This window comes from Hansschlegelia sp. KR7-227 (assembly GCF_049446035.1).
In the GTDB taxonomy this organism is placed as follows: Bacteria; Pseudomonadota; Alphaproteobacteria; order Rhizobiales; family Methylopilaceae; genus Methylopila.
The window spans coordinates 1289737-1311546 of record NZ_JBMSEA010000001.1 but is presented as its reverse complement, the minus strand read 5'-3'; the positions used below and the strand labels follow the sequence as shown (position 1 = coordinate 1311546).

The 21810-nt window shown below is 68.3% G+C and carries 20 protein-coding genes and 2 tRNA genes; 11 read left to right on the top strand and 11 right to left on the bottom strand.

From position 1 onward, the window contains the following. Positions 1-37 precede the first annotated feature (37 nt). On the bottom strand, positions 38-889 hold the full coding sequence (gene sseA, locus ACO2RJ_RS06155) for a 3-mercaptopyruvate sulfurtransferase (protein WP_423267108.1): 852 nt from the start codon (positions 887-889) through the stop codon (positions 38-40). Continuing rightward, positions 886-1923 carry a cysteine synthase A gene (locus ACO2RJ_RS06150; RefSeq protein ID WP_423267107.1) on the bottom strand — a complete coding sequence of 346 codons (1038 nt, stop codon included), beginning with the start codon at positions 1921-1923 and terminating at the stop codon, positions 886-888. Before ACO2RJ_RS06150 ends, sseA begins: the two co-directional genes overlap by 4 nt. A gap of 201 nt (positions 1924-2124) precedes the next feature. Here ACO2RJ_RS06150 and ACO2RJ_RS06145 point away from each other — a divergent pair, with 201 nt between their 5' ends. Together ACO2RJ_RS06145 and ACO2RJ_RS06140 are read left to right on the top strand one after the other, a co-directional pair. Beyond that, positions 2125-2793, top strand: a complete 669-nt coding sequence (locus tag ACO2RJ_RS06145) for a ChrR family anti-sigma-E factor (RefSeq protein WP_423267106.1) — start codon at positions 2125-2127, stop codon at positions 2791-2793. Beyond that, positions 2790-3584: an SDR family NAD(P)-dependent oxidoreductase gene (locus ACO2RJ_RS06140; RefSeq protein WP_423267105.1), complete on the top strand. Its 795-nt coding sequence runs from the start codon at positions 2790-2792 to the stop codon at positions 3582-3584. Before ACO2RJ_RS06145 ends, ACO2RJ_RS06140 begins: the two co-directional genes overlap by 4 nt. A 52-nt stretch (positions 3585-3636) precedes the next feature. Here the strand turns inward: ACO2RJ_RS06140 and ACO2RJ_RS06135 are convergent, their stop codons facing one another. From ACO2RJ_RS06135 to ACO2RJ_RS06115, 5 genes are all read right to left on the bottom strand, one after another. Beyond that, positions 3637-4881, bottom strand: coding sequence for a class I SAM-dependent methyltransferase (locus ACO2RJ_RS06135; RefSeq protein ID WP_423267104.1), 1245 nt, complete (start codon positions 4879-4881; stop codon positions 3637-3639). Continuing rightward, a complete protein-coding gene (locus tag ACO2RJ_RS06130) occupies positions 4878-5780 on the bottom strand; it encodes a DUF1365 domain-containing protein (RefSeq protein WP_423267103.1) in 903 nt (300 codons plus the stop codon). The genes ACO2RJ_RS06135 and ACO2RJ_RS06130 overlap by 4 nt, the downstream gene beginning before the upstream one ends. Further along, positions 5777-7096, bottom strand: coding sequence for an NAD(P)/FAD-dependent oxidoreductase (locus ACO2RJ_RS06125; RefSeq protein ID WP_423267102.1), 1320 nt, complete (start codon positions 7094-7096; stop codon positions 5777-5779). Before ACO2RJ_RS06125 ends, ACO2RJ_RS06130 begins: the two co-directional genes overlap by 4 nt. Further along, a complete protein-coding gene (locus ACO2RJ_RS06120; RefSeq protein ID WP_423267101.1) occupies positions 7093-8565 on the bottom strand; it encodes a cryptochrome/photolyase family protein in 1473 nt (490 codons plus the stop codon). Before ACO2RJ_RS06120 ends, ACO2RJ_RS06125 begins: the two co-directional genes overlap by 4 nt. Positions 8566-8712: 147 nt before the next feature. Next, positions 8713-8787: transfer RNA gene (locus ACO2RJ_RS06115), tRNA-Asn, on the bottom strand. 214 nt (positions 8788-9001) lie between these two features. Here ACO2RJ_RS06115 and ACO2RJ_RS06110 point away from each other — a divergent pair. Next, positions 9002-9757: a DUF3750 domain-containing protein gene (locus tag ACO2RJ_RS06110; protein WP_423267100.1), complete on the top strand. Its 756-nt coding sequence runs from the start codon at positions 9002-9004 to the stop codon at positions 9755-9757. 23 nt (positions 9758-9780) lie between these two features. After that, positions 9781-10017: a hypothetical protein gene (locus ACO2RJ_RS06105; RefSeq protein ID WP_423267099.1), complete on the top strand. Its 237-nt coding sequence runs from the start codon at positions 9781-9783 to the stop codon at positions 10015-10017. On the opposite strand, the gene ACO2RJ_RS06100 is transcribed toward ACO2RJ_RS06105, so the two are convergent. The 4 genes from ACO2RJ_RS06100 to ACO2RJ_RS06085 form a co-directional block, all read right to left on the bottom strand. Continuing rightward, positions 10014-10445, bottom strand: a complete 432-nt coding sequence (locus tag ACO2RJ_RS06100; RefSeq protein WP_423267098.1) for a hypothetical protein — start codon at positions 10443-10445, stop codon at positions 10014-10016. The genes ACO2RJ_RS06105 and ACO2RJ_RS06100 overlap by 4 nt on opposite strands. Positions 10446-10488: 43 nt before the next feature. Beyond that, positions 10489-10638, bottom strand: coding sequence for a hypothetical protein (locus ACO2RJ_RS06095; protein ID WP_423267097.1), 150 nt, complete (start codon positions 10636-10638; stop codon positions 10489-10491). Positions 10639-10660: 22 nt separating this feature from the next. Continuing rightward, complete coding sequence (locus ACO2RJ_RS06090) at positions 10661-10927, bottom strand: DUF3892 domain-containing protein (protein ID WP_423267096.1); 267 nt, start codon at positions 10925-10927, stop codon at positions 10661-10663. 609 nt (positions 10928-11536) lie between these two features. Beyond that, positions 11537-11610, bottom strand: a tRNA-Cys gene (locus ACO2RJ_RS06085). A gap of 190 nt (positions 11611-11800) precedes the next feature. On the opposite strand from ACO2RJ_RS06085, the gene ACO2RJ_RS06080 reads away from it, so the two are divergent. The 7 genes from ACO2RJ_RS06080 to ACO2RJ_RS06050 all read left to right on the top strand — a co-directional run bounded on the left by ACO2RJ_RS06080 (position 11801) and on the right by ACO2RJ_RS06050 (position 21577). Then, entirely contained in the window at positions 11801-12451 is a 651-nt protein-coding gene (locus ACO2RJ_RS06080) for a protein-L-isoaspartate O-methyltransferase family protein (RefSeq protein ID WP_423267095.1), read from the top strand. Between the two features lie 202 nt (positions 12452-12653). Beyond that, positions 12654-14060, top strand: coding sequence for a TolC family outer membrane protein (locus tag ACO2RJ_RS06075; RefSeq protein ID WP_423267094.1), 1407 nt, complete (start codon positions 12654-12656; stop codon positions 14058-14060). A gap of 166 nt (positions 14061-14226) precedes the next feature. After that, complete coding sequence (locus ACO2RJ_RS06070; RefSeq protein ID WP_423267093.1) at positions 14227-14868, top strand: PopZ family protein; 642 nt, start codon at positions 14227-14229, stop codon at positions 14866-14868. Between the two features lie 92 nt (positions 14869-14960). Next, positions 14961-17819, top strand: coding sequence for a valine--tRNA ligase (locus ACO2RJ_RS06065; RefSeq protein WP_423267092.1), 2859 nt, complete (start codon positions 14961-14963; stop codon positions 17817-17819). Continuing rightward, the gene (locus ACO2RJ_RS06060) at positions 17816-18559 is read left to right on the top strand and encodes a hypothetical protein (protein WP_423267091.1); all 744 of its coding nucleotides are present in this window, start codon (positions 17816-17818) and stop codon (positions 18557-18559) included. Before ACO2RJ_RS06065 ends, ACO2RJ_RS06060 begins: the two co-directional genes overlap by 4 nt. A gap of 92 nt (positions 18560-18651) precedes the next feature. Next, on the top strand, positions 18652-20208 hold the full coding sequence (locus tag ACO2RJ_RS06055; protein WP_423267090.1) for a glucan biosynthesis protein: 1557 nt from the start codon (positions 18652-18654) through the stop codon (positions 20206-20208). 97 nt (positions 20209-20305) lie between these two features. Continuing rightward, positions 20306-21577 carry a glycosyltransferase gene (locus ACO2RJ_RS06050; protein WP_423267089.1) on the top strand — a complete coding sequence of 424 codons (1272 nt, stop codon included), beginning with the start codon at positions 20306-20308 and terminating at the stop codon, positions 21575-21577. The last annotated feature ends 233 nt before the right edge of the window (positions 21578-21810 follow it).

The following is a 21810-nucleotide window of genomic DNA, read 5'->3' as shown; positions in this document are numbered from 1 at the left end:
TCACGGACGAGCGCGGCGGAGCAGAGCGAAGCCCCGCTCAGCCCGTCTTCGCAGGTCCCGTCACGACCGGCCGGCCGCCGGCGCCCCAGTCGGCCCAGGAGCCGTCATAGAGGCCAGCCGCCGTCGACCCGACGCTTTCGAGCGCGAGCGCGACGATCGCCGCGGAGACGCCGGAGCCGCAGGTCGTGACGATCGGCTGAGACACGTCGATCCCCGCCGCCTCGAACATGCGACGCAGCTCCTCGGTCTCCGCGAGGCGCCCCTCCTTCACGAGGCCGGACGACGCCAGGTTGACGGACCCCGGAATGTGGCCGCAGGCGAGCCCGGGCCGCGGCTCCGGCGCCTCGCCGCGGAAGCGCGGCGCGGGGCGGGCGTCGACCACCTGGAAGGCGCTTGACACGATGCCGGCGGCGATGGCGTCGGCGTCCTTCACGGCGCTCGGATCGAAGCGGGCGCGAAATTCTGTCGGCGCGCGCGACGCGGCGCCGCTTTCAACCGGGCGCCCCTCCGCCAGCCATTTCGGGAACCCGCCGTCGAGGATGAACACCTTCTCGACGCCCATCGCGCGGAAGGTCCACCACACCCGCGGGGCCGAGAACAGGCCGGCGCCGTCATAGGCGACGAGCGTCGCGCCGTGGCCGATCCCGAGCGCGCCGACCGCCTCCGCGAAGACTTCGGGCGAGGGCAGCATGTGCGGCAGGCCCGTGCTGGTGTCCGCCACGGCGTTGATGTCGAAGAACACGGCGCCCGGGATGTGGCGCTGAAGGAACTCGGCCTCGCCGTCGCGCCTGGCGTCGGGGAGATACCAGGAGCCGTCGACCGGAATCACTCCGGGCTCGCCCAGCCGTTCGGCCAGCCACTCCGTCGAAACGAGATTGGGATTGCTCATCGCATCACCTGCGAAAGATCGACGACGCCGGGGCGCTCGAGCCAAGCCGGCACGGGCAGGTTCTTGGAGCGCAGGAAGCCGGGATCGAACAGCTTCGACTGATAGCGCGTCCCGTAGTCGCAGAGGATCGTCACGATCGTGTGGCCCGGCCCGAGATCCTTCGCCAGCCGGATCGCGCCCGCCACGTTCACGCCGGACGAGCCGCCGAGGCAAAGGCCCTCATGCTCCAGCAGATCGAACACGATCTGCGCCGATTCCGCGTCCGGGATCTGATAGGCGAAATCGACGGAAAGCCCTTCTAGGTTTGCGGTGATGCGGCCCTGGCCGATGCCTTCGGTGATCGAAGAGCCTTCCGACTTCAGCTCTCCGGTCGTGTAGTAGCTGTAGAGCGCGGCCCCTGGCGGGTCGGCGAGCGCGATCTTCACGTCCGTGTTTCGCTCTTTGAGCGCCATCGCGACGCCGGCGAGCGTGCCGCCGGTGCCGACGGCCGAGACGAAGCCGTCGACCTTGCCGTCGAGATCGGCCCAGATCTCCGGGCCGGTCGATTCGATATGCGCCTGCCGGTTCGCGATATTGTCGAACTGGTTCGCCCAGATCGCGCCCGCAGGTTCGGTTTTCGCAAGCTCCTCAGCGATTCGGCCCGAAATTTTCACGTAGTTGTTCGGGTCCTTGTAGGGGACCGCAGGCACCGGCACGAGCTCCGCCCCGGCGAGCTTCAGCATCTGCTTCTTCTCCTCCGACTGGGTTTCCGGAATCACGATGACGGTGCGGTAGCCGAGCGCGTTCGCGACGAGGGCCAGTCCGATGCCGGTGTTGCCGGCCGTGCCTTCCACGATCACGCCGCCGGGCTTCAGCTCCCCTCGCGCCACCGCGTCCTTGATGATCCACAGGGCCGCGCGGTCCTTGACGGACTGGCCCGGGTTCATGAACTCGGCCTTGCCGAGTATCGTGCAGCCCGTCGCCTCGGAGGCGCGGACCAGGCGAATGAGCGGCGTGCGGCCGATGGCCTCGACAAGGCCGCTGCGGATGAGCATGAGAGGGGTCCGGTGGGTTCGGGCGGGAAGGGGCGGGCACGTTAGGCAAGCCGGCGCGCGAAGTGAAGCGCCCAGCCTTCGGACCTTCATGACGCCCGGTTCGACTTCGGCGATGATCCGGCCTTCGACGCCCGACGTAGCCAACGACGAGACGCGGCGCGCGCAAGACGCCATGCGCGCGCCAATTGAGGATTGAGCTCCGTGACAACGCCGCCGCCGGGATCGACGCCCGAAACGCCGCGCCTGATCGATGCGCTTCTCGCGGGCTACGCGGCCGGAGCGCTGGAGCCCTATCTGCATGCGCTCATCGAATCCCACCTGATCCTGTCCGGCGAGAACCGGGACTTCGTCCGCTCGCTCGAGGCCGCGGCGGGCGCGGAGCTCGACTCGATCCAGGCTCCGCCGCCGGAGCGTCCGGCGCGCGACCACGTGCTTGCGGCGATCTATGCCGACGGGTGGTATGGCCGTCCCCGGCCGCCCAAGCTCGACCCGGACATGCCCGCGCCGCTGGCGCGCCTCGTCGGCTCACGGCTGGACGATGTCCGGTGGAAGCTGGTGGCGCCGGGGGTGCGCGAACACGTCCTCCATGACGCCGAGGGCGTTCAGGCCTCGCTGATCAAGGTCAAGGCCGGCTGCGCGATCCCCAGCCACACCCATGAGGGGCTGGAGGCGACTCTCGTGCTCCGCGGGGCGTTCTCCGACACCTCCGGGCGCTACCGCAGAGGCGACGCCGCGGTCGCGGACGCGGCCGTGGACCACCGCCCGGTCGCCGATCGGGACGGGGACTGCATCTGCTACAGCGTGTCCGACGCGCCCTTCAGATTGACGGGTCCGGTTGGACGCATCGTCGAGAAGCTGTTCCGTTCTTGAGCGGCGCGCTTGCCGGAGCGGGCGTCAAGGTCGCTTGGATCACCGGCGCCAGCTCGGGCATCGGCCGGGCGCTCGCTTTGGCGCTGGCCGCCGACGGCGTGACGGTCGCCGCGACCGCGCGACGGGCCGACGCCCTCGATGCTCTGGTTCTCGAATCCAAAGGCCTGTCCGGCCTTGTGGCGGCGTTTCCGGGCGACGTCACCGACGCGGAAGCGATGGCCAACGCAGCCTCCTCGATCGCCGTCGCGCATGGGGCGATCGATCTTGCGGTGCTCAATGCGGGCCTGTTCATCCCGGTCCGGGCCGACCCTTTCGATCTCGCCGCCTTCCGCAAGACCTTCGACGTCAATCTCGGCGGCGTCGCGACCTGCCTTTCGGCGGTCCTGCCGGCCATGACGGCGCGGCGCGGCGGGCGCCTCGTGCTGGTCTCTTCCGTGACGGGCTATGGCGGACTGCCGACATCCGCGGCTTATGGCGCGACCAAAGCCGGGCTCATCAATCTTGCGGAAAGCCTGAAATTCGATCTCGACCGGCGCGGCGTGGGGATCCAGATCGTCAATCCGGGCTTCGTCGACACCCCGGCCACGAGACAGAACCCGTTCACAATGCCGGCTCTGATGTCGGTCGACGAGGCGGCTCGGCGGATAATGGACGGGATCGTCGATGGCCGCTTCGAGATCACGTTTCCCAAGCGCTTCACTTACGTTCTGAAGGCGCTGAGGCTGCTGCCCTATCCCGCTTATTTCTGGCTGGTGACGAAGGCGACGGGCTGGGACAGGCGCACGGACTGATCTCCCATCACGCCGCTGCCTCGACCGCGTCGGGCCTCAGGGGGCCGGGCGCTCAGGCGCGGGCGAAGACGACCTGGCGGACGTCGATGTTGGTCGACCGGAAGCCGGCCTCGCAGTAGGAGAAGTAATACTCCCAGAGCCGGCGGAAGCGCTCGTCGAAGCCCTGCGTCGCGATCGCCGGCCAGGCCGCGCGGAAGCGGTCGCGCCATTCTTTCAGCGTGTCGGCGTAGTCGAGCCCGAAGACGCGCTCGGCGTCGATCCTCAATCCGGCCCGCTCCGCGACCGAGCGAAGCGCCGACGGGGAGGGCAGCATGCCGCCGGGAAACACGTAGCGCTGGATAAAGTCCGTCTCGCGCCGGTAGGCGGCGAAGAGCCGATCCTGGATGGTGATGACCTGGACGCCGGCGGCGCCCCCGGGCTTCAGGCGGTCGCGCACCTGACTGAAATAGGCCGGCCACCATTTCTCGCCGACCGCCTCGAACATCTCGATCGACGCGATCCGGTCGTAGGTCCCACGTTCGTCCCGATAGTCCTGCAGCTTGAGATCGACCTTCTCCGCCAGCCCGGCCTCGAAAATGCGGCGGCGGGCGAAGTCCAACTGCGCCGGGCTGATCGTCAGCCCCGTCACGCGGCAGCCGCGCTCCTTGGCGGCGAACTCAGCAAATCCGCCCCATCCGCAGCCGATCTCGAGGACGTGGTCGTTCTCGCGCATGCCGGCGGCGTCCGCGAGCGCCGCGTATTTGCGCGTCTGCGCCGCCCCGAGGTCGGCCGCGCCCTGGTCGAACAAGGCGGAGGAGTAGGTCATGGTCGGGTCGAGCCACTGCTCGTAAAAGCGGTTTCCGAGGTCGTAATGCGCCTCGATGTTCCGCCGGGCGCCCGTCTTCGTGTTGCGGTTCAGCCAGTGCTTCACGTTCTGAAGGGCGCGGTAGAGCGGCTTCGCCAGCAGGTAGGAGCTGACATGGTCGGAGTTGACGCAGAACAGCTCGAGAAACGCCGGCAGATCCGGCGTGTCCCACTCGCCGCGCAGATAGCCTTCGGCCACCCCGATGTCGCCGTCCCTGAGGATCCGGCCGGCGAACGCGTAGTCCTGGATCAGCATCGTCGCCGAGGGGCCGCCCTCTCCGCCGCCGAAGACCAGCGTGCGGCCGTCCGGCAAGATGGTCGTCAGCCGACCCTTGGCGAGTCGCGCGGCGACCTGCAGCGCGATGCGCACCTGCAGCGGCAGGCCGCGCGCGGCGTCGGACACGTTGGCGAGCGTGACGGTGAGGGGCGAAGGTCCGGCGTCGAGAGCGGTCATGGCTGTGCGGCGTTTTTGATCTGGCGGGGGGCAGGAGGGGTGGACGACCGGCGCGTCGGGGGGCGACCGTGGCGGATGGATCCCGGCGCATCGAAGCTGGCTGACGCCGATGGCGCGGGCGGATGTTCGGCCAGCGCCACGCCCTTCGCCCAAAGGCGGGCCGCTTCCCAATGAATGGCGGCGATCACCTTCAACGTCATGAGCGGCATGCGCGCGCAAAGGCCGGCGAGGGACGCGCTGGTCAAAGCCCGCCGTTCGCCCGCGAAGGTCGCGGACAGGATCGGCCCCTCGGCGTCGCGCTGGAGAATGCGAAGCCGCACGCCGTCTCCCGGCGGCCGCAGGCGGAAGGCGTAGGACATCGCCATGTCGAGGAACGGCGAGACGTACATCAGCTTGTCGCGCGTCTGCCGAAGTCCGGCTGCCGTAAGTTCGCCCTCGCGCACGGGCGCGACATAGGCGTGACGCTCCTTGAAGGTGTTCGTGACTTCGTAGATCACAGCCCGGAGATCGCCGTTCGTTCCATAGCACCAGTAGGTCGCGAGCGGATTGAAAGCGTAACCCAAAATTCGCGGGTAGCACAGCAGCAGCACCCGGCCGCCGGCGAGATCCACGCCGGCCCGCGCCGACAATTCGCGGGCGTGCGCGGAGAGCGAAGATCCGTCGCCGGGCCCATGGTCGCGTTCGTGGAAGGCGACGAGATTGAAACGCCCCACGGAAAACAGCCGCGAGATCCGGCCGGCGCGCTCGAGCCGGTCGAGATCGATCAGCAGCGAGAACACGCGGTAGACGAAGCGGTGCGGCTTCGGCTTCAGCCGCGCATGCATCACCTTGCCGTCGTAGAGCGAGACCGCGTCAGGGGGCGGGGGAAAGAGCGCGGCGGCCGGGGGGGCGGAGCTCATTCCGCGGCTTCGGCGAACGCCGCCCGACGCCACGGCGCCCAGCAGCCCATCCGTTCCGCGACCGCGAGGCCGGACGTCAGCCCGTCTTCGTGAAAGCCGTATCCCGTCCATGCGCCGCAATACCACGTCCGGTTCCGGCCTTGCAGATCGCCGAGCTTCGTTTGGGCGGAGAGCGCGGCGGAATCGTACTGGGGATGCGCGTAGGAGAAGCGGCGGAAGACCGTCGACGGCTCCGGCTCGAAGGGCGGGTTCAGCGTGATGAACAGAGGGCGGCGCCTGTCGATCCCTTGCAGATCGTTCATCCAGTAGGTGACCGCGACGTCGCGCTCCGCGGCCTGCGGGTCGCTGCGGCTGCCGAGATAGTTCCAGGCCGACCAGACGCTTCGTCGCTTCGGCATCAGGCGGGCGTCGCGGTGCAGGACGACGTCGTTCGAGCGATAGCGGATGGACGAGAGAACGGCGCGCTCGTCCTCTCCGGCGTCGCCGAGCATCGCGAGCGTCTCGTCCGTGTGCGACGCCAGCACGATCTCGTCGAAACGGTCATGGTCCCCCCGCGCGTCGACGACGGTCACGCCGTCGGCGTCTCGGAACACCTGCCCGACCGGCGTCGAAAGCCGGAGCCCCCCTCGATAACGCGCCGTCATCCGATCCACATAGGCGCGGCTGCCGCCGTCGACGGTCCGCCACGGCGGCCGGTCGACGTCGATCAGCTTGTGATTGTCGAAGAAGGCGATGAAGCTTTCGGCCGGAAAGTCGAGCACATGCGCGGCCGGAGTCGACCAGATGGCGGCGGCCATCGGCATCAGATAGTCGTCGCGAAACCGCCGGCTGAGGCGATGGCGGTCGAGCCATGAGCCGAGGCTGAGGCCGGTCAGGACGCCCGCGGCGCGATCCTCTCGGCAAAGCCGGTTGAACCGCAGCACTTCGCGCAACATCCAGAGATAGGACACCGCGACGAGGTTGCGGCGCTGCGCGAACAGCGTGCCGAGCGTCTTCCCCGACCATTCGAACGCGCCGCCGTCGAGCGACAGTCCAAAGCTCATCTCGCTCGGCTTCGTCGGCGCGCCGAGCTCGGCGAACAGGGCGGTCAGGTTCGGATAGTTGAGCTCGTTGTAAACGATAAAGCCGGTGTCGACCGGGATCTGCTCGCCGTCATAGTCGATGTCCACCGTGTGCGCATGGCCGCCGGGTCGCGACTCCTTCTCGTAGACCACCACATCGTGGCGTTCGGAGAGCGCCCAGGCAGCCGCGCTGCCGGCGATGCCGCTGCCGACGACGGCGATGCGCCGCCGTCCCGAGGTTCTGAACGACGTCACGCGGATACCGCTTTCAGCTTGTCGAAGGCCGCGAGCGCGCGGTCACGGGCGAAGGAATGGTCGACCACGCGGTCGGGATAGGTCTCGCCGAGAACGACCCCGACGCGCGCGAGGGTCTCGCGCGGCGCCTCCCAGGGCGCATGGATCCACCGCGCGGGCATATCCCCGAGCTCCGGCACGAAGGCGCGGACATAGTCGCCGTTCGGGTCGAATTTGACGCCCTGGAGGGAGGGGTTGAACACGCGGAAATACGGCGCCGCGTCCGCCCCCGAGCCGGCGACCCATTGCCAGCTCGCCGCGTTGTTCGCGGGATCGGCGTCGACCAGCGTGTCCCAGAACCAGCGCTCGCCCTCGCGCCAGTCGATCATCAGGTCCTTGATCAGGAAGGAGGCGCAGATCATCCGCACGCGATTGTGCATCCAGCCGGTGGTCCAGAGCTGGCGCATGCCGGCGTCGACGATCGGGTAGCCCGTCAACCCTTTGCGCCACGCCGTCCGGTGCTCCGGCTTGGGATTCGCCCAGGGAAAGGCGTCGAAGCGCGCCTGGAAGTTCCTGTCCGCAAGATCGGGAAAGTGATGCAGCAAATGATAGGAGAACTCCCGCCAGCCGAGCTCCGCCCTGAACTTCTCCACGTCCCGGCCTGACGCCGGTCCCTCGGCGCGGGCGCGCTCCACGGCGTGCCAGAGCTGATGCGGACTGATCTCGCCGAAGCGCAGATGAGGCGACATGCGCGAGGTCGACGACCTGTCCGGCCGGTCGCGGTTTTCCGCATAGCCCTTGAGATCGTCTTCGACGAAGGCGGCGAGCGCGGCCTTCGCGCCCGCCTCGCCGGGCGTCCAGGCGTCGCGCAGGCCGCCCGCCCAGTCCGGCCTGTGGGGCTCGAGGCCGAGGTCGCTGATAGCGTCGCCGTCCGGGGCCGGGCCGGACGTCACGCGCGCTTCGCCGGGACCCGGCAGCGGCGCCCGGGGCTCGCCGCGCGCCCTCGCGGCGCGCCAGAAGGGCGAATAGACCTTCAGCGGACCGCCGGCCTTCGAACGGACCTCCCAGGGCTCATGCAGCAGGCGGCCATTGAAGCTTTCGACCTCACGCCCCTCGGCGCGCAGCGCGTCCTTGAGCGCGGCGTCGATCTCCTGCTCCGCGCGCACGTAGCGGCGGTTCCAGACGATCCGTCCGACTTTCGCCTCCCGCGCCGCCTGGGGCACGATTTCGGCCGTCGCGCCGCGGCGAACCGCGAACGGGAGCCCGATCGCCGCGCAGTCGGCGGCGAGGGCCTTCAGCGATTGGGCGAGCCACCAGCGCGAAGCGCCGCCGAGCGGCCGCAGCCCAGCCGACTCGTCGTCGAGCACGTAGAGCGCCGTGACAGGCCCTCCCGACGCCAGCGCGGCGCTCAGCGCAGGGTTGTCGGCGAGGCGCAGATCCTCGCGAAACCACACGAGCGTACAGGCCGAGGACGGTTCAGTGGGGGACATCGGGCTCCGCAGGCGTCATGCGCTGGCGATGCGCACGGTGCTGCTACGGCTGAGCCCGCCGCGCGGATCATGGCGCGCGGCCAGCGTCGTTCACGGCTTCGAAAGCGACGAAGGGGCCGGCCCGACCGGACCGACCCCTTCGCGAACTGGCTCCCCGGGCAGGATTCGAACCTGCGACAACTCGATTAACAGTCGAGGGCTCTACCGCTGAGCTACCGAGGAACGGGAGCAGCGCATCGCGCGGCTCTCCCGAAGGCCGGCGCTATACCAGACGAGTCGGCGTGGCGCCACCCCGTTCTGAACGGCGTCGCGCCACGTTGAGAGGGTCGTGGAGCGTCTGCGCCGATCAAGCCTTCGCGCGCGGCCCTACCGCAACGGGCGGTCGCCGCCATATCGATGCCGCCCTCAGCCTTCCTTCGCGCATGTTCGGACCACGATGATTTTGCGTTTGCTCACCCTGTCCTCTCTCGGCTTCCTCCTGCTGTTCGTCATGCCGATCGCGCTGTCGGCGCTGCTTTACGCCGTCGGCGACGGCGTCCGGAACTGGCAGACGGCGGATCGCTCCAGCGCCGGCCTGCTGCCGCCGGCCGCGGAGAAGCGCGAGGCCGTGGTGCGCGTCTTCGCGGCGCGCACCGTGCGCTGGCGGGGCATCCTCGCGACCCATTGCTGGATCGTGGTGAAGCCCGCGGGCGCGGACGCCTACACCCGCTATGACTACACCGCCTGGGGCGAGCCGGTGCGCGTCAACGGCTTCGTCGCCGACGGCCGCTGGTTCGGCCGCGCGCCAAATCTGGTGTTCGCGGCCGACGGGGAGCTCGCCGAACGCGCCATCCCGAAGATCCGCGCGGCCGTCGAGTCCTATAGCTATCGCGAATATGGCGACTACCGCGCCTGGCCGGGCCCGAACTCGAACACCTTCGTCGCGGCGGTGATGGCCGCGGTGCCCGAGCTTGAGGCCAAGCTTCCGACCACCGCCGTCGGCAAGGATTATCCCTATGGCGGCGAATGGGTGTCGCTCACGCCCTCGAAGACCGGCGTGCGCCTGACGCTCGGCGGCTACGCCGGCGTGACGGCGGGCTGGTTCGAGGGGCTCGAGATCAACATCCTCGGTGCGGTGTTCGGCGTGGAGCTGCGCCGCCCGGCGATCAACCTGCCGGGCCTGGGCCGGTTCGGGATGGGTCAGGGGGCCTGAGCGGCCTCGCGAATTGGGTCCTCTTGCCGCCAACGCCTCGACGCGGCGGCGACGATGAATTTTGCGCAGGAGCCGACGCGACGCTGATCGGGGAGCAAGGCGACGATACGCTGGTCGCGGAAGATGGCCGCGACACCCTTTATGGCGGTCCGGGCGACGACACGCTGATTGTCGAGTCCGCCTACTCTGACACAAAAATCTCCGGCGGGGCCAAGGCTCACCCCGCCCGCCCGGAGCGCCAGATCCGGGCGGGCACCTAGCCAACACTGCGCGCGTACATGACCGCTACGTGCCAAGCGAGATAAAGAAACGCGCCCAGGATCAGAAGTCGGAACTGCGCTTTCGCGTGGCGGACGGATTGCTTGTCGTTGCGCCCTATCGCGATCTGAATTCCTTCAGACGCGGCCTCGATATAGCCGGGAATGTTCCCCACGTCAGGATGACGACCAGCCTGAATACGGAGCAGATCGAGGTTCGCATACGTAGCGCTCCCGATGTATCGAAGGTGCTGGCAACCACAATAAAAGCTGGTTGCCCAACTCAGAACGCCAATTCCGACGATCGCATGCAGGTAATTTAGGGTATCGCCCTGCGTGCGTGTAATGGCGAAAGCGATACATGCGCCAGAGGCCGCAAGCATGAAGTAGGCGTACTTCTCCTGCGATCCTCGAAACTGCGCATATATCAAGCGCTCAGATTCCTGAGGCATTTGACCTACCCAAGTTCGCCGATTATTTTTTCTTCTTTGGTGCCGGCGCCGGAGGCGCCACCCGGACTCGCTCTTTCTCCGTGGTACTGGGGTGTTTCTCCGCGTACTCCTTGGTCACGATCTGACCATTTTCGGAGTCGCGGTAGATGGTCTTTTTGGGTTCTTTGGCCATTGTTCGCCTCCCGAGCAAGTCGCTACGGACATTCTGGCAGTGACAGAAGGTTGTCGTTCCACGCGCCATCGGCGTACGTCCGTAGATACTTTCCATTTGCACCGTTGACTACGCCGATATTGCCGCGATTGCCATTCACTAGCGTGTAGAAGGTGTGAGAACCGTCTTCAATCCAGGCGATTACCTGCTGGCTGGTCCATTTTCCAGAAGAGTTGCCAAGGTGAGTGATCCCCTCATAGGGATCATTGCGCGGCTGCTTATTGATGCAGGTAATCTGAACGTCGCTCATATGTTTCACTGCCGTTTTTCTTGACGGGAGCTTCCGGCGTTTCCTCCCGATTCGCCATGGGCGAGCGCTGCTGTCCCCACAATTCACAGTTGAAGGGGCGAACGTAGGAGTGCCGTGGAACTGTGCGCCTCGCCAATTCGGAGGCCTATACGTTGACCTAGGTCGTGACCGGACCGATCCTCTGCCTAAGTTAGACCTCGACCTCGTTCCACCTCCCGATTCCCTCCAGGGCACAACGTCGCGGCTTCAATCCGAATCTGCCCGCCGGCGCCTTTCGGCCGCGTGTGCCATCCTCAGGTCTCGACGGCGATGGGGCCCTCAAGCACGACGTCGGCGATGAGGGCGAGGGTGCCCGGGACGGCCGCGACTTTGAGGAGGAGCCGTCGCTCGGCTGGCGCGTGTCCGGCGCAATGACGTCGCTCGATCGTTCGCCGTGGTTTTGCGACCTCGATCGCGGCGAGGTGCGGTCGTGTAGAGGCTCGCGTCGGCAGTGGCCTTCAAATTCTTCTTATTGGCGCTGTTTCAACCATGTGTCCCCAGCGGGTCCTCATGGAGCTCGACCACTATGAACGGCAGGATAAAAAAAGCGCCTAGCGCTTTGAAAAAAGGTGGAGGCCACGCCCGGAATCGAACCGGGATACAAGGATTTGCAGTCCTCTGCGTAACCATTCCGCCACGTGGCCCCGTGAGCGACGGCGGCGGGACGAAGGGTCCCGTGAGCTGCGGCTTTGCGGAAAGGCCGCTCTCCATAGCCCGAGCCCTCTGCGCTTCGCAACAGGCGCATGACAGGCTTCGCTTGCGCCATGCCCGCGGCTGGCGCAAAACCGGCGTCGCGGGCGGCGGCGCGCCCGCCATCGGCGCGAGGCGACAGGCATGACGGATTTCGAACGGCTGCGGCGCGGCATGGTGGATTGCCAGATCCGGCCCGCCGACGTCACCGACCACGACGTCATCTCCGCCTTCCTGACCGTGCCCCGGGAACGTTTCGTGGCCGACGGCCGCGCCTCGCTCGCCTATCTCGATTCGCGGGCCCCGCTGGAAGTCGCCGGCCGCGCCATGCTGGAGCCGATGACGCTTGCGAAGCTCGTTCAGCTGGCGGCCCCCGGGGCGGGAGAGAAGGCGCTCGTGGTGGGCTGCGGGCTGGGCTACACCGCGGCCCTGCTCGACGAACTCGGCCTTCAGGTCGTCGCGCTCGAGGTCGATCCGACGCTCGCGGCCGAAGCCCGGACGCGGCTCGCGGATCGCCCGAACGTGACGGTCTTCGAAGGGCCGCTTCCCTCCGGCGCGCCGGACCATGCGCCGTTCGACCTCATCTTCTGCGACGGCGCGGTCGCCGACGGGCTCGATGCGCTCGGGCGTCAGCTGGCGCCGCGGGGCCGCCTGATCGCCATCGCGGGCGACGCGCGATCGACCAGGGCGACCGTGTTTCGGCCTCAAAAGGCAGGCCTCTCGGCGGCGCCCGCCTTCGACGCCTATGGCTCGACCTTGCCGGGGTTTGACCGGGCCGAGGCTTTCGCCCTCTGACGGCGAGCCGGGCGTTGTGGCGCCGTTGCGCCACTTGGCGGGTCTTTCGACGAAGGGCGCAGGCGGCCGTTTCTCCGCGGCGTCCGCCCGGCTACAGTGGCGCGGGGTCGCGTCATTGCAACGTCGAAGCGGGAACGCCCGCCGGCGGGGCGCTCGAAATCCGGTGTGAATGATGTCGACGGGCGTTAAGTTTCGTCGCCGCATGGCGTTGCGCGCCACGGCGCTCGCGGTTGTCCTGGCGTTCTCGGGAACGGGAGCGGTCCAGGCGCAGTCGCTCGAACAGGCGCTGGCGCGCGCCTATGGCGCAAATCCCACGTTGAACGCGCAGCGCGCCGAAGTGCGCGCGGTGGACGAGCAGGTGCCGCAGGCGCTGTCGGCCTACCGCCCGCGAATCAGCGCGTCGGCGGACATCGGCGTCGAACGGACGCAGCAGGTGACGCCGGCGTCCAGCCAGTCGTTTCTTGGGCAGACGTTTCCCGTCCCCTCCCAGAAGACCACCGACACACAGTATCCCCGCGGCGTCGGGATCACCGCCGACCAGACCATCTTCAACGGCTTTCAGCGGCGCAACCAGCTGCGCACGGCCGAGTCGAACGTCCTCGGCGCCCGCGAGAACCTGCGCAACAGCGAGCAGAACGTGCTGTTCGACGCAGCCCAGGCCTATATGGACGTGCTGCGCGACTACGCGATCCTCGACGTCCGCCGCAACAATGTCGACGTGCTCAAGGAAGAGCTGCGCGCCGCCCGCGAGCGCTTCCAGGTCGGCGAAGTGACGCGCACCGACACGTCGCAGGCGGAAGCCGCGGTCGAAGGCGCGAACACGGCGGTGAGCGAGGCTGAATCGACGTTGAACACCAGCCGCGCCACCTATCGCCAGGTGGTCGGCGAGGAGATCGGCCGGCCCCGCGCCGCGAAATCGATCGACCGGCTGCTGCCGAAGGGCCTGCCGCAGGCGATCAACCTCGGACAGGCTCAGCATCCGGCGATTCTGGCCGCCTTCCACGGCGTCGACGCCGCGAACCTTCAGATCCGCGTGTTCGAGGGCCAGCTCTATCCTCAGATCGGCGTCGAGGCCGCGTTCCAGCGCCGCTACGACGACAGCTCGCAGATTTCTCGGGTAACGGCCGGCTCGCTCGTCGCCCGCATGACGATTCCGATCTATCAGGGCGGGTCGATCTCCTCGCAGGTCCGCCAGGCGAAGGAGACGGCGGGCCAGCGCCGGCTCGAGGCCGACATCGCCCGCGACCAGGTCCGGCAGGCGGTCGTCTCCGCCTGGGGTCAGGTGCAGGCGGCGACCGCCCAGATCTCCTCCGCGCAGGCGCAGATCCAGGCCTCGCAAACCGCGTTGAACGGCGTGCGCGAGGAGGCCAAGGTCGGCCAGCGGACCACGCTCGACGTGCTGAACGCGCAGCAGGCCGTGCTCGACGCGCGCGTCACGCTGATCCGCGCCCAGCGCGACCGCATGGTGGCGGCTTACGCGCTGCTGTCGGCGACCGGCTGGCTGACCGCCGATCGCCTCGGCCTCCGGGTCGCGCGCTACGATCCCAACACCCATTACGATCAAGTCCGCGACAAATGGTTCGGGCTTCGGACTCCCGACGGGCGCTGAACCTTCGCGGAGCTGTGGGCTTCGGCCACTGACGGCTTGTTCTGACGGGCGGGGCGCCGATACTCGCCACGACTGCCGGGTCGGCGTCTTCGGGTGATTCGCCAAACCGTCCGCGCCCTGCGGGCGGCCGCGCCTGAAGCGGCCCGGCGCGGCGAGCGGAGACAGCATGAGCACCCCCGCGAAGGCCTCAGAGCCGACGATGGAAGAGATCTTGGCTTCGATCCGACGCATCATCTCCGACGATCAGCCGGGCTCCGACGCCTCCTCCGGGGGCGAGCGACCGGCGGCTGAAGACCCTGCGGTCGACGCCCTGCGCGAGGACGAACTCGACGCCGCGCTTGCGACGCTTGCCGCGGGCGGGACGGCCGCCGAACCGACGCCGTCGCCCGCGACCGCGTCGCCAAAGCCGCACGCGGCCCCGAGGCAGTCCGTCGTTTCGACCATGTCCCCGCCTGACGATCTCGACGTTCTGGACCTGACCGAAGCCATGGCGGAGGATCAGTCCGAGCTCGAGGCGAAGCGCGACGAGACGGTTTCCCCGCCGCGGCAATCCGCCGAGAGCGCGCTGCGCCCTGAGCCCGCTCCATCGACCGAGCGGCTGTTGTCGAACGAAGCCGACGACGCGGTCACGCAGGCCTTCGGCACGCTCGCCAACACGATCTTCACCAACAACGCCCGCACGCTCGACGACGTGGTGAAGGACATGCTGCGGCCGATGCTCAGGGCCTGGCTCGACGACAATCTGCCGCCGCTGGTCGAGCGTCTGGTGCGGCAGGAGATCGAACGGGTCGCGCGCGGCGGGCGCTGAGCGGCCTTCGCCGACCGCGCGCCGTTGACACCCGCGGTGCGCTTCGCTTCAACGGCGGGCCGTATCACGCGGCCGAAGGGCGCCATTCCGAAATGCTCGACAAGACCTATTCGCCGGCCGACATCGAGGCGCGGATCGCGACGCGCTGGGACGAAGCCGGCGCCTTCAAAGCGGGGGCGGGCGCGGAGCCGGGCGCCGAGCCGTTCTCGATCGTCATACCGCCGCCGAACGTCACGGGCTCGCTGCATATCGGGCACGCGCTGAACAACACGCTTCAGGACGTGCTTGCGCGCTTCGAGCGCATGCGCGGCAAGGACGTGCTGTGGCAGCCCGGCATGGATCACGCCGGCATCGCCACGCAGATGGTGGTCGAGCGCAAGCTCGCCGCGGATCAACAGCCCGGCCGGCGCGAGCTCGGCCGCGAGGCGTTCGTCGAGCATGTCTGGGCGTGGAAGGAGCAATCTGGCGGCGCGATCCTCAACCAGCTCCGTCGGCTCGGGGCGTCGTGCGACTGGTCCCGCGAGCGCTTCACCATGGATGAAGGCCTGTCGCGGGCGGTCGCCAAGCTGTTCGTCCAGCTGCACGGACAGGGCCTGATCTACCGCGACAAGCGGCTCGTGAACTGGGATCCGACCTTCCAGACCGCGATCTCCGACCTCGAAGTCGAGCAGATCGAGGTCAAGGGTTCTCTCTGGCACATCGCCTACGCCATCGCCGACGCCGACGGTCGCCCGACCGACGAGACCATCGTGGTCGCCACGACGCGCCCGGAGACGATGCTAGGCGACACGGCGGTCGCCGTGCATCCGGACAACGAGAAGCTGAAGCACCTCATCGGCAAGGTCGCGATCGTGCCGATCGTCGACCGCCGCATCCCGATCGTCGCGGACGACTACGCCGACCCCGACAAGGGCACCGGCGCGGTGAAGATCACCCCGGCGCATGACTTCAACGATTTCGAGGTCGGGCGTCGGCACGGCCTGACCGTCATCAACATCTTCACCAAGGACGCCTGCATCAAATCGGACGACTGGGACGTGTTCGATCTCGCGCCGGCCGCCGACGGCGAGGCGCAGACGCTCGCAATCCTCGGCTCCGAAGCCGGACCCGTCCCTGAGAGCCTGAAGGGTCTCGACCGGTTCGAGGCGCGCAAGGCGATCATCGCGGCGCTGGAGGAGATCGGCCGGCTGGTCGCGATCGAGCCCAACGTCCACGCGGTGCCGCATGGCGACCGGTCCCGCAGCGTCGTCGAGCCCTATCTCACCGACCAGTGGTACCTGAACGTCAAGCCGCTCGCCGACCGCGCCATGGCGGCGGTGCGGGACGGCCGGACCCGTTTCGTGCCTGAGAACTGGGACAAGACCTTCTTCCACTGGCTCGAAGGCATCGAACCCTGGTGCATCTCGCGTCAGCTGTGGTGGGGCCACCAGATCCCGGTCTGGTACGGTCCGCAGATCGGCGAGGACGGGCTGATCGCGCTCGACCGCTTCGAGACCTTCTCGGCCGAGACCGAGGAGGGTGCGATAGCGGCGGCGGCCAAGCACTACGGCAAGGCCATCCGAATTCTGCCGAAGCAGCCCGTCGCCGGTAGCGAGCTCACGGAAGCGTCCGATTTGATCTACGCCGGGTCGATTCCGCTTTGGCGCGACGAGGACGTGCTCGACACATGGTTCTCCTCCGCGCTGTGGCCGTTCTCGACCATGGGCTGGCCGGACGAGACGGCCGAGCTCAAGCGCTATTACCCGACCTCGGTGCTCGTCACCGGCTTCGATATCATTTTCTTCTGGGTCGCCCGAATGATGATGATGGGACTTCACGTCATGAACGAAGTCCCGTTCCGCGACGTCTACATCCACGCCCTCGTCCGCGACGAGAAGGGGCAGAAGATGTCGAAGACGAAGGGCAACGTCATCGACCCGATCGAGCTGATCGACGCCTATGGCGCCGACGCCCTGCGTTTCACGCTGGCGGCGATGGCGGCGCAGGGGCGCGACATCAAGCTCGCCCGCGCGCGGGTGGAAGGCTACCGGAACTTCGCGACCAAGCTCTGGAACGCCTCGCGCTTCGCCGAGATGAACGGCTGCGTTCCGGTCGCGGGCTTCGACCCGTCCGCGGCGACCACGATCCTGAACCGATGGATTCTCGGCGAGGCGGCGCGGGCCGCCGCCGAGATCACCGCGGCGATCGAGGCCTACCGCTTCAACGAGGCCGCGGCGGCGGTCTACCGCTTCGTCTGGAACGTCGTCTGCGATTGGTATGTCGAGCTCGCGAAGCCCGTTCTGCAGGGCGAAGAGCAGGGCGCGGAGGCGCTGGAGACCCGCGCGACCGTCGCCTTCGTCCTCGACCAGTCGGCGGCGCTGCTGCACCCCTTCATGCCCTTTGTCACCGAGGAGCTCTGGTCCGCGCGCGCCGGCGACGCGCCCCGTCCGCGACCGCTCGCTTTGTCGCGCTGGCCGGATCTGTCGGGCCTCGGCGACGCGGAATCCGAGGCGGAGATCGGCTGGCTGATCGATCTCGTGACCGAGCTTCGCTCGGCGCGGGCGGAAATGGGCGTGCCGCCGTCCGCGACCCTGCCGCTCGTGCTGGTCGGCGCCTCCGCCGACGTCCGGGCGCGCGCGGAGCGGGCGGCGCCGACGCTCGCGCGCATCGCCCGCGTCTCCGGAGTCTCCTTCGCGGCCGAAGCCCCGAAGGGCGCGATCCAGATCCTGGTGCGGGGAGGGGTGGCGGCCGTGCCGCTGGAAGGCGTCGTCGACATCGCGGCCGAGAAGGACCGGCTCGCCAAGGAGCGCGCCAAGACGGAAGGCGAGATCAAGCGGATCGACGGCAAGCTCGCCAATGAGAGCTTCGTCGCCCGTGCGCCCGAGGAGGTCGTCGAGGGCGAGCGCGAGAAGCGCGCCGACTACGAGGCCCGGCTCGCCAAGATCGAAGCCGCGCTCCGGCAACTCGCATGACGAGGCGAGCGGCCCTCGTGCTCGCGTGTCTCGCCGGCGCCGCCACGCCGGTCCGGGCCGAGGACTCCGCCGCCTGCTACGGCCCGGAACTTCTGAGCGCGAAGACCTTCGTGCAGCCGGCGCTCAAGCTCGTCGCGCCTGACGCTCCCAAGCGGCTGCGCTTCGTGAAGGGCGGGCTCGACGCTCCCGGCTGTCCCAGCGCCGAGGACAAATGCCAGGAGAAGGCGTTCGTGACGCCCGGCGACCCGGTCGTCGTCGGCGTCGCTTCGGGCGCCTTCGTCTGCGCGACCTTCACGGCTCCAAACCAGAAGGCCGTCTCGACCAGCGGGTGGCTGCCGCGGGCGGCGCTGGTCGATGCGCCGACCGTCGACGAACCTTCGGTCGCCGATTGGAGCGGGGAATGGCGGTCCGGCGAGGAGAAGCAGATCTCGATCGTCGCCGCCGGCCCGTCGCTTGCGGTGCGCGGCGAGGCGACTTACGGCGCGTCCGACGCGGGCCGCGCCGAGCGCGGCGCGGTCAATATGGGCCAGATCGCGGCGAAGGTCGCGCCGGTCGGCCGGGAGGCGAGCTTCGCGCAGGGCGACGGCGGCGAGACGATGCCGGTCGACGCCGCGCGCAAGTCCGACGCCGATGTCTGCCGGGTGCGGATGTGGCGCTTCGGCGATTATCTCGTCGCCTCCGACAACGCGGCCTGCGGCGGCATGAACGTCACCTTCGCGGGCGTCTACCGGCGCGAGTGACCCCGATCCGCCTGCGACGCTCCCGCGCCTGTCGCGCCGGGCGCCGCGCCCTATGATGGTCGCGGGGCAGAAACGGAAGGCCGTGTCGTTCAATGTTGACCCGCCGTGACGCCGTCGCGCTCATCGGGGCCGGGGCCGGAAGCGCCCTCGTTCCCGCGTTCGCCCGCGCCCAGGAGACCCGCGCCGTGTTCGACCATGGCGTCGTGATCGAACGCGCCCGCCAACTCGCGACGCAGCCCTACAAGCCGGCGAGCGACGAGTTGCCGAGCTGGCTGAACGACCTGTCCTTCGACGCCTATCGCGACATCCGCTTCCGCCGTGAGAAGGCGTTCTTCGCGGGCGGTAAGAGCGGCTTCCGCATGGAGCTGTTCCACCGCGGCTTTCTCTATCGCAGGGCGGTGACGATCAATCTCGTGCGCGAAGGCGTGCCGGCGCCGATCCCCTATGACCGCTCCCAGTTCGACTTCGGCCAGACCAAGGCCGGCGACCGGCCGCCGATCGATTTCGGATTCGCCGGGCTGCGCCTGCACTTCCCGCTGAACAAGCCGACCGTGATGGACGAACTCGCGGTGTTTCTCGGCGCGAGCTACTTCCGTTTTCTCGGCGCAGGCCAGCACTACGGCGTGTCCGCCCGCGGAATCGCGGTCGGCGCGGGCGAGATGGAGCCTGAGGAGTTTCCGGACTTCCGGGAGTTCTGGGTCGAGGAGCCCGGTCCGGGCGCCGACTCGGTCGTCGTGCACGCGCTGCTCGATGGGCCCTCCCTCACCGGCGCCTACCGCATGGTGATCACGCCCGGCGACGAGACGACGGTCGCCGTCGGCGCGACTCTGTTTCCACGCCGCGACATCGCGAAGCTCGGCGTCGCGCCGCTGACCTCGATGTTCTTCTACGGCGAGAACGATCGCCGCCAGTATCGCGGCTTCCGGCCGGAGGTTCACGACAGCGACGGCCTGCTCCTGCGCCCGAAGGACGGCGACTGGACGTGGCGGCCGCTGGTCAATCCGGACACGCTCCGGAACTCCGACTTCCGCGACGGCGGCGTCCGAGGATTCGGGCTGCTGCAGCGCGACCGGATGTTCGAGCACTACCAGGATCTCGAAGTCCGCTACGATCTCCGGCCGAGCTACTGGATCGAACCGCAGGGCGAATGGGGCGCGGGCCGCGTCTCTCTGCTCGAACTGCCGACCGACAACGAGACCTTCGACAACATCGTCGCCGCATGGGTGCCGGACGCGCCGCCGAAGGGCGGCGAGACGCTGCGCTTTTCCTATGTCATCCGCTCGCTCAAGCTGTCGGAGAAGCTCACGCCGCTTGCGCGGGCGGTCCACACATTCGTGACGGAGGCTCGCGCGTCCGGAGGCGTCGACGCGCTGCCCCCGGGGGAGCGCCGGTTCATCGTCGATTTCGCCGGCGGGGAGCTCGCCTACTGGCTCGACGATCCGAAACGGGTCGTGACGGAAACGAGCGCCAGCGCCGGCAAGATCAACGCCGCCTATGTCGTGCCCAACCGCGAGACGGGCGGCTTCCGCCTGTTTCTCGACCATGCGATCGACCAGCCGAACACCGCAGCCGAGCTCAAGGCGGTTCTGAAGGTCGGCGATAAGGCCCTCACGGAGACCTGGCTGTTTCCCTGGGCGCGGAGAGACTAGACGAACCCGCGATGAGCTGGGGCCTGCCCCCGCTTTGACAAGCCGGGGCGTCCAAACGATCCTCCGGCTGCGAAAAGCCGAGCTGGGGCCGGGCGCTTTGGACATTCTCTTCATCCACAACAACTTCCCCGGCCAGTTCGTGCATGTGAGCCAGGCCTTCGCGCGTCGGAAGGGCGTGCGCATCTTCGCGGCCGGAGGCCCGACCGCGAAAGTCAGGCCGCATGTCACTCTCGCGGCCTACCGCCTTCCGAAGGATCCGCCCAAGCCAGGCCATCCGCTGGCGGAACGCTTCACCACCGACATCATCCGCGGCGAACTCGCCGCCGGCGCCATGCAGAAGCTGCAGCGCGAGGCCGGGTGCGACCCGGCCCTCGTCGTCGGCCATTCCGGCTGGGGCGAGACGCTGTTCGCCAAGGATCTGTTTCCGAACGCCAAGCACGTCGTCTACAGCGAGTTCTTCTACAACTGGAAGGGCTCGGACGTCGGCTTCGATCCGGAGTTTCCCGAAGCCGGCCTGCGCAGCGCGCTCCGCGTCCGCACCAAGAACGCCGGGATGCTGACCTCGCTCGTCGCCGCCGATCTCGGTCTGTCGCCCACCGAATGGCAGAAGCGCCAGCATCCCGAGATCCTGCTGCCGAAGATCAAGGTCGTGCATGACGGCGTCGACACGGTCGCGGCGAGCCCCAAGTTCAACGCGCGCTTCCAGGTTCCCGGCGGCCCCGAGCTCCGCCCGCGGGACGAGGTGATCACCTTCGTCAACCGCCAACTCGAGCCCTATCGCGGCTATCACATCTTCATGCGGGCGCTGCCCGAGATCCTGCGCCGGCGGCCGAACGCGCATGTGCTGATCGTCGGCGGCGACGGGGTGTCCTACGGGCGCAAGGCGCCCGACGGAAAGAGCTGGAAGCAGATCTATCTCGACGAGGTGAAGGACCGGCTGGACCTGAGCCGCGTCCACTTTCTCGGCCAGATCCCGAAGCCTGATTTCATCTCGATGCTGCAGGTCTCCTCCTGCCACGTCTATCTGACCTACCCGTTCGTGCTGTCCTGGTCGCTGCTCGAGGCGATGTCTGCGGAATGCCTGATCGTGGCCTCCGGCACGCCGCCGGTGCGCGAGGTGATCGAGGACGGCGTCACAGGCCGCCTGTTCGACTTCTTCGACGCGCCCGCCCTGTCCGAGCTTGTGGTCGACACGCTCGCGCGACGCGAGGAGCTGGCGCCCATCCGCCGAGCGGCGCGTGAGTTCGCGGTCGTCCACTACGATCTCGCCCGAGTCTGCCTGCCGCGACAGGTGGCGCTGCTCGACGAATTGCTCGGCCAGCGCATGGTGAACGGCGTCGTCCGGGCCATCGAGGCGCCCGTGGCATAACGGCCACAGCTGCCGGTCCGATCGCGCAGGGGCGAGGGCATTGCGCCCAATTCGCCGCCATTACGCCACAAACGAGCGGCTAGAACGTCTGTAACCTGCTGAAGACAAAGCGATCTTGGTTAATGACCGTCGGGGGATGGTCGACGCCAAGCGGTTCGGCGGGCCGGGCGCGAGAGGGGCGGCGTCGCGACGGGCTACAGGCCTGACGCTGCTTCCAGACGCGTCCGCGATGT